Annotated in this window: 13 protein-coding genes; 12 read left to right on the top strand and 1 reads right to left on the bottom strand. The window is 69.3% G+C overall.

Annotated features, from left to right (window positions below):
* Nucleotides 1–9: 9 nt before the first annotated feature.
* The 10 genes from LCC91_RS06060 (at nucleotide 10) to LCC91_RS06015 (ending at nucleotide 9,595) form a co-directional block, all read left to right on the top strand.
* Nucleotides 10–600 (top strand): vWA domain-containing protein, encoded by a 591-nt coding sequence (locus LCC91_RS06060; protein ID WP_043701875.1) that lies wholly within the window; start codon nucleotides 10–12, stop codon nucleotides 598–600.
* 67 nt (nucleotides 601–667) lie between these two features.
* A complete protein-coding gene (gene cbiB, locus LCC91_RS06055) occupies nucleotides 668–1,579 on the top strand; it encodes an adenosylcobinamide-phosphate synthase CbiB (protein WP_231572196.1) in 912 nt (303 codons plus the stop codon).
* Nucleotides 1,580–1,593: 14 nt separating this feature from the next.
* Nucleotides 1,594–2,607, top strand: a complete 1,014-nt coding sequence (locus tag LCC91_RS06050; RefSeq protein ID WP_043701937.1) for an aminotransferase class I/II-fold pyridoxal phosphate-dependent enzyme — start codon at nucleotides 1,594–1,596, stop codon at nucleotides 2,605–2,607.
* The gene (locus LCC91_RS06045; RefSeq protein ID WP_043701881.1) at nucleotides 2,607–4,085 is read left to right on the top strand and encodes a cobyric acid synthase; all 1,479 of its coding nucleotides are present in this window, start codon (nucleotides 2,607–2,609) and stop codon (nucleotides 4,083–4,085) included. Before LCC91_RS06050 ends, LCC91_RS06045 begins: the two co-directional genes overlap by 1 nt.
* A gap of 5 nt (nucleotides 4,086–4,090) precedes the next feature.
* Nucleotides 4,091–5,143: a nicotinate-nucleotide--dimethylbenzimidazole phosphoribosyltransferase gene (gene cobT, locus LCC91_RS06040; protein WP_043701884.1), complete on the top strand. Its 1,053-nt coding sequence runs from the start codon at nucleotides 4,091–4,093 to the stop codon at nucleotides 5,141–5,143.
* A 111-nt stretch (nucleotides 5,144–5,254) separates the two neighbouring features.
* The gene (locus LCC91_RS06035; protein WP_043701886.1) at nucleotides 5,255–6,088 is read left to right on the top strand and encodes an adenosylcobinamide-GDP ribazoletransferase; all 834 of its coding nucleotides are present in this window, start codon (nucleotides 5,255–5,257) and stop codon (nucleotides 6,086–6,088) included.
* 5 nt (nucleotides 6,089–6,093) lie between these two features.
* Nucleotides 6,094–6,687, top strand: coding sequence for a histidine phosphatase family protein (locus tag LCC91_RS06030; RefSeq protein ID WP_043701888.1), 594 nt, complete (start codon nucleotides 6,094–6,096; stop codon nucleotides 6,685–6,687).
* Nucleotides 6,688–6,982: 295 nt separating this feature from the next.
* A complete protein-coding gene (locus LCC91_RS06025; RefSeq protein WP_043701890.1) occupies nucleotides 6,983–7,243 on the top strand; it encodes a DUF4212 domain-containing protein in 261 nt (86 codons plus the stop codon).
* Between the two features lie 16 nt (nucleotides 7,244–7,259).
* Complete coding sequence (locus LCC91_RS06020; protein ID WP_143897387.1) at nucleotides 7,260–9,113, top strand: sodium:solute symporter family protein; 1,854 nt, start codon at nucleotides 7,260–7,262, stop codon at nucleotides 9,111–9,113.
* Nucleotides 9,114–9,226: 113 nt separating this feature from the next.
* Entirely contained in the window at nucleotides 9,227–9,595 is a 369-nt protein-coding gene (locus LCC91_RS06015; protein ID WP_143897388.1) for a hypothetical protein, read from the top strand.
* 43 nt (nucleotides 9,596–9,638) lie between these two features.
* On the opposite strand, the gene ppsR is transcribed toward LCC91_RS06015, so the two are convergent.
* Complete coding sequence (gene ppsR, locus LCC91_RS06010; RefSeq protein ID WP_143897389.1) at nucleotides 9,639–10,457, bottom strand: posphoenolpyruvate synthetase regulatory kinase/phosphorylase PpsR; 819 nt, start codon at nucleotides 10,455–10,457, stop codon at nucleotides 9,639–9,641.
* Nucleotides 10,458–10,635: 178 nt separating this feature from the next.
* Between ppsR and ppsA the strand changes: the two genes are divergently transcribed.
* Entirely contained in the window at nucleotides 10,636–13,029 is a 2,394-nt protein-coding gene (gene ppsA, locus LCC91_RS06005) for a phosphoenolpyruvate synthase (protein WP_043701900.1), read from the top strand.
* 22 nt (nucleotides 13,030–13,051) lie between these two features.
* The gene (locus LCC91_RS06000; RefSeq protein ID WP_043701903.1) at nucleotides 13,052–13,264 is read left to right on the top strand and encodes a hypothetical protein; all 213 of its coding nucleotides are present in this window, start codon (nucleotides 13,052–13,054) and stop codon (nucleotides 13,262–13,264) included.
* Nucleotides 13,265–13,273 lie beyond the last annotated feature (9 nt).

The following is a 13,273-nucleotide window of genomic DNA, read 5'->3' as shown; positions in this document are numbered from 1 at the left end:
ACGGCTGCCGTGGATTGGCCCACGACACTGCGCCGCAAGGGGCCGCGCGCGCTGCAGCGACGGCATGTGCAGTGGCGGTTGGGCGCGGTGGTACCGGTCGCCATGCACGTGATCGTCCTGGATATTTCGGGCTCCATGGCTTGGGGGCAGCGCGCGGCAAGGGCCAAAGCGTACGCAGCGGCTATCGTGGAGGGCGCGCGGCGCAGCGGTGCGTGGGTGGCGCTACTGGCAGTCGGAGGGCAGCACGCGCAGTGGGTGCTGCGGCCACGGGCGGCGCGCCGCTCCGCAGTGCAGCGCATGCAGGCGCTGGGTTGTGGTGGCGGCACGCCCATGCAGCAGGCGGCGCTGCAAGTGGAGGAGGTCCTTTGTGCGCACGCGCGCCACTACCCGGCGGCGTATCGGCACGTGTGGGTGCTCACCGATGGTCGCGTGCGTACCGTGCCGATGCGACCGCTGGCCGCGCATGAGGTCACGGTGGTGGATTTTGATGATGACCCGGTGCCGCTCGGCCAAGCGCGGCGCTGGGCCGCCGCTTGGGGCGCGCGTTGGTTGTTGGCCGCGGCTGGCTGCCCGGGCCTGGCGGGGGGGCGCGATGGTTGAGAGTGGGGGGGGCATCGGGGTGCCACCTGCGCCATGGCTGGTGGCGGCCGCGATCCCGATTGCCTTGATGATCGATTGGCTGTGGGGAGAGCCCCCGGCACGCTGGCACCCCGTCGTGTGGATGGGAGCGTATTTGCAGCGTGCCGGTGCGTGGGCAGCACCGCCCGTGGAGGCGCCCGCCCACGCGCAGCGCTGGGCGGGCGTGCGCGGTGCGCTCGCGTGGGTCGCGGGGGCGGTGGCGTGTGTGGTACTTGCACTCGGTTTGCAAACGCTGGTGGCTGCCTTGCCCGTGGCGGTGCAAGCCGTGCTGTATGGCGTGCTCCTCAAGCCGCTGCTGGCGTGGCGTATGTTGCACGACGAGGTGGCGGCGGTGGAGGCGGCCTTGGGCGTGTCGCTGCAGGCGGGGCGGCAACAGGTGGCCCGGCTGGTCAGTCGCGATGTGAGCGCGTTGGATGAGGGGGAGGTGCGGCAAGCCGCCATCGCCACGCTGGCGGAAAATTTGAACGATTCGGTCGTGGCACCGCTGTGCTGGTGGTGGCTGGCGGGACTGCCGGGCGTGGTGTTGTATCGCTATGCCAACACAGCCGACGCCATGTGGGGCTACCGCGGTGAGCGCGGGGGGCGCGTTTGGACGCGCGCGGGGTGTTGGGCGGCGCGTGCCGACGATGTGTTGTCCTGGTGGCCGGCACGCGCCACCGCCATGTTGCTGTGGCTGGCTGCGCCGCAGCGCTTGCCGTGGCGAGCATGGCGGGCGAGTGTGCTGGCAACCCCTTCACCCAACGGGGGATGGCCGATGGGAACGATGGCGTGTCTGTTGGGGGTGGTGTTGGGTAAGCGGGGGGTGTACACCCTCAACCCCCAGGGGGTGATCCCTGCCGCGACCCACATGCGACGGGCGTTGGTTGTGTCGCGGCGGGCGGTGCTCGCCGTGGCGGTTGGGGCCGCGTTCGGGGCGATGGCAGCGGTGACGGCGGGATGAACGAGGGGGCTGGCATGGACGAAGGGGTTGGTGCGCGGCGCGAGCACGGTGGGCCCGATGCACTGGGGGTGCCGTGCTGGGACTTCTCGACCAATACCCATCCCTGCGGGCCCTGTCCGCTGGCTTGCCCCGAGATAGCGCAAGCGGCTCGGCAACACTATCCGGATCCCGCGTATACCGCTTTGCGCCAGGCGTTGGCCCAATGGCACGGCGTGTCCGCTGAGCGCATCCTCATCGCCGCCAGCGGCAGCGAATGGATCATGCGGTTTGCCGCTTGGGCATGCCGCCGGGGGTGGCGGCGCGCTTGGTGGCCCACTCCGGGCTATGGGGACTACGCACACGCGGCGCGCGTGTGGGGGCTTCAACGCTGTGACAACGCTTCTGTCGTGGAGGTGGGGTGGCTGTGTGATCCTGGCAGCCCCACCGGCGAGCCGTTGGACGCCGCGCAAGCACACGCGCTGCTGTCGGCCGCCGCGCAGCTGACGCTGGACTTGGCCTATGAACCCTTGCGGTTGGAGGGCAGTGGGGTGCCAGACGACATCCGTCGGCGCTGCTGGCAGCTCATTACCCCCAACAAAGCGCTGGGGCTGACGGGGGTGCGTGCGGCATACGTGATCGCCCCCGAGCACGCGTCGCTGCAGGATATCGCCGCGTTGAATGCCTTGGCACCGTCGTGGCCCATCGGTGCCGATGGCGTGGCGATGTTGCGCGCATGGGTGCGCCCGGCCGTGCAGCAGTGGCTGTGCAGCAGCTTGCCGACGTTGCGGCAGTGGAAGGTGGAGCTGATGATGTGCTTGCAAGCGTTGGGGTGGGTCGTTGCGCCGGGGCAGGCGTCCTTCCTTTGTGCCAGCCCCCCCGCGCCGATATCGGCCCAGGCGTTGCGCGCAGCCGGTGTGAAGTTGCGTGACGCCACTTCGCTGGGGATGCCGGGTTGGTGGCGGTTGAGTGTGCAGCCCCCGTCGGCGGTGGCGGCGTTGGCGCGCCAGTTGCGTCGCCAGGCCCCGCGCCCCGTGCAGGAGGAGCGGTGATGGCGGCACGGGCCGTGATGGTGCTGGGCACGAGCAGCGGTGCCGGCAAGAGCTGGCTGGCCACCGCGCTCTGTCGGTACTACGCCCGAGAGGGGTTTCGCGTCGCGCCCTTCAAGGCGCAGAACATGAGCAACAACGCGCGCGTGGTCGCCACACCCGAAGGGGGCGAGGGGGAAATCGGTGCCGCGCAGTATTTTCAGGCGCTCGCAGCCGGCGTCGAGCCCGACGTGCGCATGAACCCGCTGCTGCTCAAGCCCGAGGCCGATACGCGCAGCCAGGTGGTGCTGCTCGGCCGTGTGGACCCGGCGCTGTCGGCGCTGCCGTGGCGCGCGCGCGGTGCCGTGGTGTGGCCTCGCGTGGCGCAGGCGCTGGACGCGCTGCGTGCTGAACACGACGTGGTGGTGATCGAAGGGGCAGGGTCGCCAGCGGAAATCAACCTGATGGACAGCGACATCGTCAACCTGCGCGTGGCGCGCCATGCCCAGGCGCGCTGCCTGCTGGTGGCCGATATCGACCGCGGTGGGGCGTTTGCGCATCTGTACGGGACGTGGGCGCTGCTGCCGCCCGAAGACCGGGCACGCATCCGTGGCTTTGTGCTCAACAAGTTCCGCGGGGATGCGGCGCTGCTGGCCCCGGCACCCGAGCGGCTGCAGGCGCTGACCGGCATCTCGACGGTGGCCACGGTGCCGCTGCTGCGTGGCCACGGCCTGCCGGAGGAGGACGGTGTATTCGACGATCGTGCCACGGCGTGCGGTGCGGTGCGGCTGACGGTGGCGGTGGTCGTGTATCCGCGCATCAGCAACCTGGACGAGTTCGAGCCGTTGCGCGCCGTGCCCGGTGTGCGCCTCGTGTGGGCGCGCACGCCCGCGGATGTCGTCGGGGCGGACTGGATCATTCTGCCGGGCTCCAAGGCCACGGTGGCCGACCTCGCGTGGCTGCGCGCGCAGGGACTGGATCAGGCGGTGGTGGCGCACGCGGCGCGCGGCGGCGCGGTGCTGGGCATTTGCGGTGGGTTGCAGATGCTGGGCGAGGCCATCGTCGACCCCCACGGCGTCGAGGCGGTGGGGCAGGGCGATGCGCCGGGGCTGGGGCTGCTGCCGCTGGTGACGGCGTTCGAGCGGCAAAAAACCGTGCGCCGCACGCGCGTGACGTGCGGCCGTGTGGCGGGGCCGTGGGCCGCACTGTCCGCGCTAACCCTCGTGGGCTACGAGATTCACCACGGTCAGACGGTGCCGCACCCGGCGATGGTGGCCGCGGGCGCGCGTGTGCACGAGGTCGTGCCCGGCCTGGTGTGGCAAAACGCCGCGGGCAACGTACTGGGCTGTTACGTGCACGGGCTGTTTGAAAATGCCGCGGTGTTGCGGGCGCTTTTCGGCGCGGCAGTACCGACGTTGGAGACGGTATTCGATCGATTGGCTGACACGGTCGCGCGGAGCTTCGCGCCCGGGACGCTGGATGCGCTGGTTGCCAAGGAGTAAGAAATATGGATATTTTGAGCCGGGTGATCGACGACATCGAGGACGCCGCGCTGGCGGCGCGCCTGCAGCACCAGCTGGACAACAAGACCAAGCCGCGCGGCTCGCTGGGGCGGCTGGAGGCGCTGGCGCTGCGGCTGGGGATCATCCTCGGCACGGAGGCGCCGCTGCTGCAGGCGCCGCAGCTGGTGGTGTTCGCCGGTGATCACGGTTTGGCGGCGCACGGCGTATCGGCGTATCCGAGCGACGTCACGTGGCAGATGGTGGAAAACTTCCTCGCGGGTGGGGCGGCGGTCAGCGTCCTGGCGCGCCAGCACGGGCTGGCGTTGACCGTGGTGGACTGCGGCGTGCGCCATGACTTCGCGCCGCGGCCCGGGCTGGTCATCGCCAAGGTTGCGCCCGGCACCGCCGACGCGCTGCAGGGCCCCGCGATGACCGAGGCGCAGTGTCGTCAGGCCATCGACAACGGCGCGCGGCTGGTGCAGGGGCTGCCGGGCAACGTGCTGCTGCTGGGCGAGATGGGCATCGGCAACACGTCGGCCGCGGCGCTGTTGATGAGCCGGCTGACCGGGCTGGACATCGCCGACTGTACCGGGGCGGGCACCGGGCTGGACGCCGACGGGGTGCAGCGCAAGGTCGAGGTGCTGCGCGCGGTGTTGCAGCGGCACCCCGACGCGCGCGCGCCGCTGCAGGCGCTGGCGGCGCTGGGCGGCTTCGAGATCGCGACCATGGTCGGGGCCGTGCTGCAAGCCGCGGCCGAGCGGCGCGTGATCGTCGTCGATGGCTTCATCACCAGCGCGGCCGTGCTGGTGGCGGCCCGTATGCAGCCCGCGGTGCTGCAGCGTTGCGTCTTCGCGCACCGGTCGGGCGAGCGCGGGCATGCGTTGCTGCTGGCCCAACTGCGCGCGGAGCCGCTGTTGGATCTGGGGCTGCGGCTGGGCGAGGGGTCGGGGGCGGCGCTGGCGTGGCCGCTGCTCGTGTCGGCGTGCGCCATCCTGCGCGAGATGGCCAGCTTCGACTCAGCGGGGGTTTCGCGTGCCAGCGCGGCGACGGTGGTTTGAGACGCACGTCAGCGCCACCGGACCCGTGTGCACCGGCGCACACGGCACGCACGGCACGCACGGCACGCACGGCACGCACGGGCGCGGCTGTTCATGGAGGGGGAGCAGCCGATGGCGAGGTTGACCGCGCCGCTGCGCCACTTTTTGCTGGCGCTGCAGTTTTTTACCCGCATCCCGGTGACAGGGCGGCTGGCGGCGTGGGTGGGGTATTCGCCCGCGATGCTGCGCGCCAGCGCCGCGTACTTCCCGGCGGTGGGGTGGGTCGTGGGCGGCGTGACGGCCGCGGTGATGGCCGCCGCGCTGTGGGGGCTGCCGCCGCTGGCGGCGGCACCGTGGGTGGCGGCGTTGCTGGCCACGGCGGCCGGGGTGGCGCTCACGGGGGCATTTCATGAGGATGGCCTCGCCGACACCGCCGACGCGCTGGGCGGTGTGGTGCCGCGCGAGCGGGCGCTGGCGATCATGAAGGACTCGCGCATTGGCAGTTATGCGGCGGTGACGCTGGTGCTGGCGCTGCTGCTCAAAGTCGGCCTGCTGGCGTTGCTCGCGCAGGCTGGCGTGCACACGGCGGTCGCGGCGCTGTTCCTGGCGCACGTGGTCTCGCGCTGGACACCGTTGTGGATCATCCGCACATTGCCCTATGTGGGCGATGAGGCGCACACCAAGGCCAAGCCGCTGGCCGACGCCATTTCGACACGGGCGCTGGCGGTGGGGACGCTGTGGTGCATCGGTGCCGGGCTGGTGGCGGGGCGTTGGCTATCGGTGGAGGTGTTGGGCGCTGCCGCCACGGGTGCGCTGCTGGCGCTCGCGGCGATGCGGGCGTGGCTCGACCGGCGCTTGCAGGGCTTCACCGGCGATACGCTGGGCGCGACGCAGCAGGTGACCGAGCTGGCGGTGTACCTCGGCATCGCGGTGGCGTTGGGGCTGACCGCGCGGTTCGGGGGGTGACGGCGATGCGCCTGTGGCTCGTGCGTCACGCGGCCACCGCCGTGCCGGCGGGGGTGTGTTGCGGGCGCTGGGACGTGCCCGCCGATCCGGCCGCCACCGCGCGGGCGGCCGACGTTCTGCACGCCGTGCTGCCCCGCTCGGCTCTCTGGTGGGCCTCGCCCCAGCGCCGCGCGCGGCAGCTGGCCGACGCGCTGGCGGCGCGACGCCCGATGGCGCCCCCGGTCGTCGATACGCGGCTCGCGGAATTCGACTTTGGCACCTGGGAGGGCCAGCCGTGGGACGCGCTGCCGCGCGCGGCGCTCGACGCGTGGGCGGCCGATTTTGCCGATCACATCGTGGGCGGCGGCGAGTCGGTGCGCGCCTTGTTGACCCGGGTGCGCGCCGCGCTGGGCGACACGCTGCGGGCGCTGCAGGACCATCGCGACACCGACGCCGTGTGGTTCACGCACGCCGGGGTCATCCGCGCGGTGCGCTACACCGTCGACCGCGGCTGGGACGCCGTGCCGGCGCGCGGCGAGGACTGGCCTGCCGCCGCGCCCGCGTGCGGCGGGTGGTGCGCGGTCGACATTGACCCGGCCCGCGTGACCGGTGGCCATTGATCCGGCACACATAACGCTCGCCTCCGCTGCGGCGTTTGTGCTGGCGAGGAAAACGGGGGGCTCAAGCCAAAACCGTGCCGCAGCAACAAGGGCTCGTCGCGGAATGGGCCGACGCCTGTTTGGGCGTCTAAGGACTTTCCCTAGGTTTTGGGCCTCCGGCGCCATTTCATCAGCGCCCTGTAAGCATTGCCCGCGACAGTCAAGTCGGAAACATTGCACCTGGCGGTGATGTTTCGGTCGGCGGTGCGTGCCGTGCTGCCGTTTCGAAAAGGTGTATCCGAGGAGAGTCTGATCCATGTCCCAAGACAACAACGCCCGGGCCTACTGGTCCGCGACGCTGGGGCTGCTGACCAAAGTGCTGGTCATCTGGTTCCTGGTGTCCTACGGCGCCGGCATCCTGTTTGCCGATGCGCTCAACGCCATCAAGCTGGGGGGCTACCCGCTCGGGTTCTGGTTCGCCCAGCAGGGTTCCATCTACGTGTTCATCGCCCTGATCTTCTGGTACGCGGCGCAGATGCGCAAGATCGACCAGAAGTTCGGCATGGCCGAAGATTGACGCGGAGGTCATCACGATGAGTCTGCAACTCTGGACCTATCTCGTCGTCGGGGCGACCTTCGCGCTCTACATCGGCATTGCCGTGTGGTCGCGCGCGGGCAGCACATCCGACTTCTACGTCGCGGGCGGCGGCGTGCACCCGGTGACCAACGGCATGGCCACGGCCGCCGACTGGATGAGCGCGGCGTCGTTCATCTCGATGGCGGGCCTGATCTCCAACATGGGCTACGGCGGTGCCGTGTTCCTGATGGGGTGGACCGGCGGCTATGTGCTGCTCGCTTGCCTGCTGGCGCCGTACCTGCGCAAGTTCGGCAAGTTCACCGTCCCCGAATTCATCGGCGACCGCTACTACTCGCAGACCGCGCGCAACGTCGGCGTGATCTGCCTGCTGGTGGCCTCGATCACCTACATCATCGGGCAAATGACCGGTGTGGGCGTGACGTTCTCGCGCTTCCTGGGCGTCTCCAGTGACATGGGCATCTACATCGGGATGGCGATCGTCTTCGCCTACGCGGTGTTTGGTGGCATGAAGGGCATCACCTACACGCAGGTGGCGCAGTACATCGTGCTGATCCTGGCCTACCTGGTGCCGGCATTCTTCATTTCGCTGGCGCTCACCGGCAACGTGCTGCCCCAGCTGGGCCTCGGCGCCGATCTGAAGGGCACCGACGTGTCGCTGCTGGCCAAGCTCGACCAGGTGCTCAACGACCTGGGCTTCGGCCAGTACACGACGTCGGTGGCGGGCAGCAAGCTCAACATGTTCTTCTACACCGTCTCGCTGATGATCGGCACGGCGGGCCTGCCGCACGTGATCGTGCGCTTCTTCACCGTTCCCAAGGTGGCCGACGCCCGTGCCTCCGCCGGCTGGGCGCTGGTGTTCATCGCGCTGCTGTACACGACGGCGCCGGCCGTCGGTGCGATGGCGCGCCTGAACCTGATCGGTACCGTCAACACCGCGGTGGGGGTCGAGCCCGATCCGGCCGGTGGCGTGCGCGTGAACGCCGAGAAGGTCAAGGCCAGCGCCGACCTGCTCGCGCCGGAGGCGGCGCTGCCCTACGAGCAGCGGCCGGACTGGTTCAAGCGCTGGGAAAAGACCGGGCTGCTGAAGTTCGAGGACAAGAACGGCGACGGCCGTGTCCAGTTCTACAACGACAAGACCAAGAGCGAAGCGGTCAAGGCCAAGGCCGAGGCGGCGGGTCTCAAGGGCAATGAGCTCACGGTCAACGCCGACATCATCGTGCTGGCCAACCCCGAAATCGCGCTGCTGCCCAACTGGGTGATCGCGCTGGTGGCGGCCGGTGGTCTGGCGGCGGCGCTGTCCACCGCGGCGGGTCTGCTGCTGGCGATTTCGTCGGCGATTTCGCACGACCTGATCAAGGGCGCGATCAAGCCCGACATCAGCGAGAAGGCCGAGCTGCTGGCCGGTAAGATCGCAATGGCCGGTGCGATCGTCGTCGCGGGCTACCTCGGGCTGAACCCGCCGGGCTTCGCGGCCGGGACGGTGGCGTTGGCCTTCGGTATCGCCGCCTCCACGATCTTCCCCGCGCTGATGATGGGTATCTTCAGCAAGAAGGTGACCGGTTCGGGCGCGGTGGCCGGGATGCTCGCGGGCCTGTTCGTGACGCTGTTCTATGTGTTCGCGCACAAGGGCATCTTCTTCGTCAAGGGCACCGAGTACCTCGACCTGATCGGTGGCGCCAACAGCTTCTTTGGCATCACGCCGGAAGCGTTCGGCACGGTGGGCGCGATCGTCAACTTCATCGTGGCGTTCGCGGTCAGCGCGGTGTCCAAGCCGGTCCCGGCGCACATCCAGGCGCTGGTCGAGTCGGTGCGCGTGCCCAAGGGCGCTGGCAAGGCCGTCGCGCACTGATGGTGCGCGCTGCCGGGGCTGGGGTTTCCCCCGCACCCCGGCGGCTGGGCGAACCGACGACAATCTCACCCCGCCGGGCATCGCCACCCCGCGGGGTTTTTCGATGGCGCACCATGATCACCGTCTATCCGCTCAAGATCCTGTTTTTTCTGGTCCTCTTTCCCGTGGCGTTTTTCTGGCTGCGGCGGGCATGGCGCATCGCGGTGCGCCGGGATTTCTCCGAGGTCGCCCTCAAAAAGGGCGAGCCGCCCGCCGACGCCGAGCGCTGGGCGCCCTATGAACTCGCGATCAACCTCATCGCGGGCGGTGTGCTCGTCGGCGTGATCGTCTCGGTGCTGATGGGCTGGCTGGCGTATCAGGACTGGGTCGCCATCGCCGGTACGACGCTGTGGATGAAGATCTTCTTGTCGTTCGCGCTGGCGCGGCACGCGCACGGCATTGCGCAGCCCAAGGCGCGCACCCCACGCGGCCGCGGGGCGTGACGCGAGCCATCGGAGCGGCCGGCCGTGGCGCGGTCGGCCCCGGTCAGCGCGCCGTCTTCGCCTCCAGATCCTGCCGGATGATGGTGGCGATTTCCTCGATCGACTTGTGGGTCGTCGACAGGATCCGGATGCCCGCGCGGCGCATCAGGGCTTCGGCCTCGCGCACCTCGTACTGACAGTTTTCCAGGCTCGCGTAGCGCGAGTTGGGGCGCCGTTCGTGGCGGATTTCGCTCAGGCGCTTGGGGTCGATCGTCAGGCCAAAGAGTTTCTTTTTGTGCGGCAGCACGGCCGGTGGCAGCTGGCGACGCTCGAAGTCCTCCGGGATGAGCGGATAGTTCGACGCCTTCAGGCCGAACTGCAGCGCCAGGTACAACGACGTCGGCGTCTTGCCGCTGCGGCTCACGCCCACCAGGATGACGTCGGACTTTTCCAGGTTCTCGTTCGTCTGTCCGTCGTCGTGCTCGAGCGTGAAGTTGATCGCCTCGATGCGGTCGTGGTACTCGCGGCTCTTGGTCACGTCCGAGAAGCGGCCGACGCGGTGGTTGGACTTCATCCCCAGCTCGTGCTCGAGCGGGGCGATGAACGTGCCGAACATGTCGATCAGCATGCCCTCGCAATCGCGCCGCAGCACGTCCATCACGTCCATGTTGACCACGGTCGTGAAGACGAGCGGCCGCTTGCCGTCGACGTGGGCGGCGTGGTTGATCTGCCGCAGTGCCTGGTGGGCCTTGTCGACGTTGTCGACGAACGGCAGCCGCACCATCTTGGGCGAGATTTCAAACTGCGTCAGGATCGCGCGCGCGAACGTTTCGGCCGTGATGCCGGTGCCATCGGAGACGAAAAAAGCGGTGCGGTTGGGCATGCGTCGGGGCCGGCGCGTGCCGGCGACAGGGGTGGGAACTTACAATCGCCGCATTATCGCGGCTGGCGGCGGCGCGCTTGGGTGCGCGCGCCCCGTCCGACACCGGTGGGCACCAACGACAACCAGTAAGCCCCCGTGACACGCGAGCGGGTTTTTCAACATCGTGGAGTCTGTAACCATGTCCGATCGCTTTCCCCCCGACGCGCTGGTGGTGCCGTTCGAGCAACTGCGCATGGCCGACGTCGAGATCGTCGGCGGCAAAAACGCCAGCCTCGGCGAGATGATTTCGCAACTGCCGCAGGGTGTGCGCGTGCCCACCGGCTTTGCCACGACCGCGCATGCATTCAGGGAATTCCTCAAACACGGCGGGCTCGACCAGCGCATCCACGCGATGCTGGCGGCGCTGGATGCCGACGACGTCAAGGCGCTGGCCGCCACCGGGGCCGAAATCCGCGCGCTGGTCGAGGCGCAGCCCTTCCCGCCGGCGCTCGAGGCCGCCATCCGCGAGGCCTACGCCCGGCTCGACGGTGGGGCCAACGCGAGCTACGCCGTGCGTTCCTCCGCCACCGCGGAGGACCTGCCGGATGCCTCCTTCGCGGGGCAGCAGGAGACGTTCCTCAACGTCGTCGGCATCGAGCAGATTCTGCACAAGATCAAGGAGGTGTTCGCCAGCCTCTACAACGACCGCGCCATCAGCTACCGGGTGCACAAGGGCTTCGCGCACAGCGAGGTGGCGCTGTCGGCGGGCATCCAGCGCATGGTGCGCTCGGACCTCGGCGCGTCGGGCGTGATGTTCACGATCGACACCGAAAGCGGCTTCGAGGACGTGGTGTTCATCACCGCCAGCTACGGCTTGGGCGAGACGGTGGTGCAGGGTGCCGTCAACCCGGACGAGTTCTACGTGCACAAGCCGATGCTCAAGGCCGGCAAGCACGCCATCATCCGCCGCAACCTGGGCAGCAAGCTGATCCAGATGGTCTTCGCAACGCCCGAGGAGAAGGCCGCCGGCGGCAAGCTCGTGAAGACCGTGGACGTGCCGGTGGAGCAGCGCAACCGCTACAGCCTCACCGACGCCGAGGTGCTGGAGCTGGCGCGCTACGCGCTCATCATCGAGCAGCACTACGGCCGCCCGATGGACATCGAGTGGGGCAAGGACGGCGTCGACGGGCAGATCTACATCCTGCAGGCGCGGCCGGAGACGGTCAAGAGCCAGGCCGCGGGCCAGGTGGAGCTGCGCTACCAGCTCAAGGCCAAGGGCCCGGTGCTGGCGCAAGGGCGCGCGATCGGCCAGAAGATCGGCACCGGCAAGGTGCGCATCGTCCACTCGATCGCCGAGATGGACAAGGTGCAGCCCGGCGACGTGCTGGTCACCGACATGACCGACCCGAACTGGGAGCCGATCATGAAGCGCGCCAGCGCCATCGTGACCAACCGGGGCGGGCGCACCTGCCACGCGGCCATCATCGCGCGTGAGCTGGGCATTCCGGCTGTCGTGGGATGCGGCAACGCGACCGACACCCTCAAGGACGGACAGCTCGTCACGGTCAGCTGCGCCGAGGGCGACACCGGCCACATCTACGAGGGGCTGCTGGAGACCGAGGTCACCGAGGTGCAGCGCGGTGCGATGCCCGAGCTGCCGGTCAAGATCATGATGAACGTCGGCAACCCGCAGCTCGCCTTCGACTTCGCGCAGCTGCCCAACGGCGGCGTGGGGTTGGCGCGCCTGGAGTTCATCATCAACAACAACATCGGCGTGCACCCGAAGGCCATCCTCGACTACCCCAACGTCGACGCCGATCTGAAGCGCGCGGTGGAATCCGCCGCCCGCGGCCACGCCAGCCCGCGCGCGTTCTACGTCGATAAGGTGGCCGAGGGCGTGGCGACGATCGCCGCGGCTTTCTGGCCCAAGCCGGTGATCGTGCGGCTGTCGGACTTCAAGAGCAACGAGTACCGCAAGCTGGTGGGCGGCAGCCGCTACGAACCCGACGAGGAAAACCCGATGCTGGGCTTCCGCGGCGCGGCGCGCTACATCAGCGACGACTTCGCCGAGGCGTTTGCGATGGAGGTGGAGGCGCTCAAGCGCGTGCGGCTGGAGATGGGCCTGACCAACGTGCAGGTGATGGTGCCGTTCGTGCGTACGCTGGCGCAGGCGCAGCGCGTCACGGAGCTGCTGGCGTCGATGGGGCTCAAGCGCGGCGAGCACGACCTCAAGCTCATCATGATGTGCGAGATCCCGAGCAACGCCATCCTGGCCGAGCAGTTCCTGCAGTATTTCGACGGCTTCTCGATCGGCTCGAACGACCTGACGCAGCTCACGCTGGGGCTGGACCGCGACTCAGGGCTGGAGCTGCTGGCACACGACTTCGACGAGCGCGACCCGGCGGTGCTGGCGCTGATCGAGCGCGCGATCGCGGCGTGCCGCGCGCAGGGCAAATACATCGGCATCTGCGGGCAGGGCCCCAGCGACCACCCGGACTTTGCCCGCTGGCTGATGGAGCGCGGCATCAGCTCGATCTCGCTCAACCCGGACACGGTGGTCGACACCTGGCAGCGCCTCGCCGCCCAGGGTTGAGGCGAGGACGGGGGCCCCGGCCATGCGGCAGCACGACGCGACATCCCCGGAAGCGTCGCGGCTGTGGGCCCTGTTCGGCGCCGGGGTGCTGGCGCTGAATTTCCCGCTGCTCGCGGTGTGGGCGTTCTGGGGGGAGCGCCTGGGCGGCCCCGCGGGGTTCGTCGTGGCGCTGTTTCTCGTATGGGGCGCGCTCATCGGCGCGCTCGCGTGGTGCATGGAGCGCGCGCCGGACTGAGCGACGGCG

Source organism: Tepidimonas taiwanensis, assembly GCF_020162115.1.
Classification (GTDB): domain Bacteria; phylum Pseudomonadota; class Gammaproteobacteria; order Burkholderiales; family Burkholderiaceae_C; genus Tepidimonas; species Tepidimonas taiwanensis.
Note: the sequence above shows the minus strand (reverse complement) of the source record. Positions and strands in the feature narration are given on the sequence as shown.

Excerpts from the sequence above, each read along its gene's own strand:
- cbiB (WP_231572196.1), top strand. The coding sequence starts at position 668 with ATGATCGATTGGCTGTGGGGAGAGCCCCCGGCACGCTGGCACCCCGTC.
- LCC91_RS06030 (WP_043701888.1), top strand. The coding sequence starts at position 6,094 with ATGCGCCTGTGGCTCGTGCGTCACGCGGCCACCGCCGTGCCGGCGGGG.
- ppsA (WP_043701900.1), top strand. The coding sequence starts at position 10,636 with ATGTCCGATCGCTTTCCCCCCGACGCGCTGGTGGTGCCGTTCGAGCAA.
- LCC91_RS06035 (WP_043701886.1), top strand. The coding sequence starts at position 5,255 with ATGGCGAGGTTGACCGCGCCGCTGCGCCACTTTTTGCTGGCGCTGCAG.
- LCC91_RS06050 (WP_043701937.1), top strand. The coding sequence starts at position 1,594 with ATGGACGAAGGGGTTGGTGCGCGGCGCGAGCACGGTGGGCCCGATGCA.
- LCC91_RS06045 (WP_043701881.1), top strand. The coding sequence starts at position 2,607 with ATGGCGGCACGGGCCGTGATGGTGCTGGGCACGAGCAGCGGTGCCGGC.
- ppsR (WP_143897389.1), bottom strand. The coding sequence starts at position 10,457 with ATGCCCAACCGCACCGCTTTTTTCGTCTCCGATGGCACCGGCATCACG.
- LCC91_RS06000 (WP_043701903.1), top strand. The coding sequence starts at position 13,052 with ATGCGGCAGCACGACGCGACATCCCCGGAAGCGTCGCGGCTGTGGGCC.
- LCC91_RS06015 (WP_143897388.1), top strand. The coding sequence starts at position 9,227 with ATGATCACCGTCTATCCGCTCAAGATCCTGTTTTTTCTGGTCCTCTTT.
- LCC91_RS06025 (WP_043701890.1), top strand. The coding sequence starts at position 6,983 with ATGTCCCAAGACAACAACGCCCGGGCCTACTGGTCCGCGACGCTGGGG.
- cobT (WP_043701884.1), top strand. The coding sequence starts at position 4,091 with ATGGATATTTTGAGCCGGGTGATCGACGACATCGAGGACGCCGCGCTG.
- LCC91_RS06020 (WP_143897387.1), top strand. The coding sequence starts at position 7,260 with ATGAGTCTGCAACTCTGGACCTATCTCGTCGTCGGGGCGACCTTCGCG.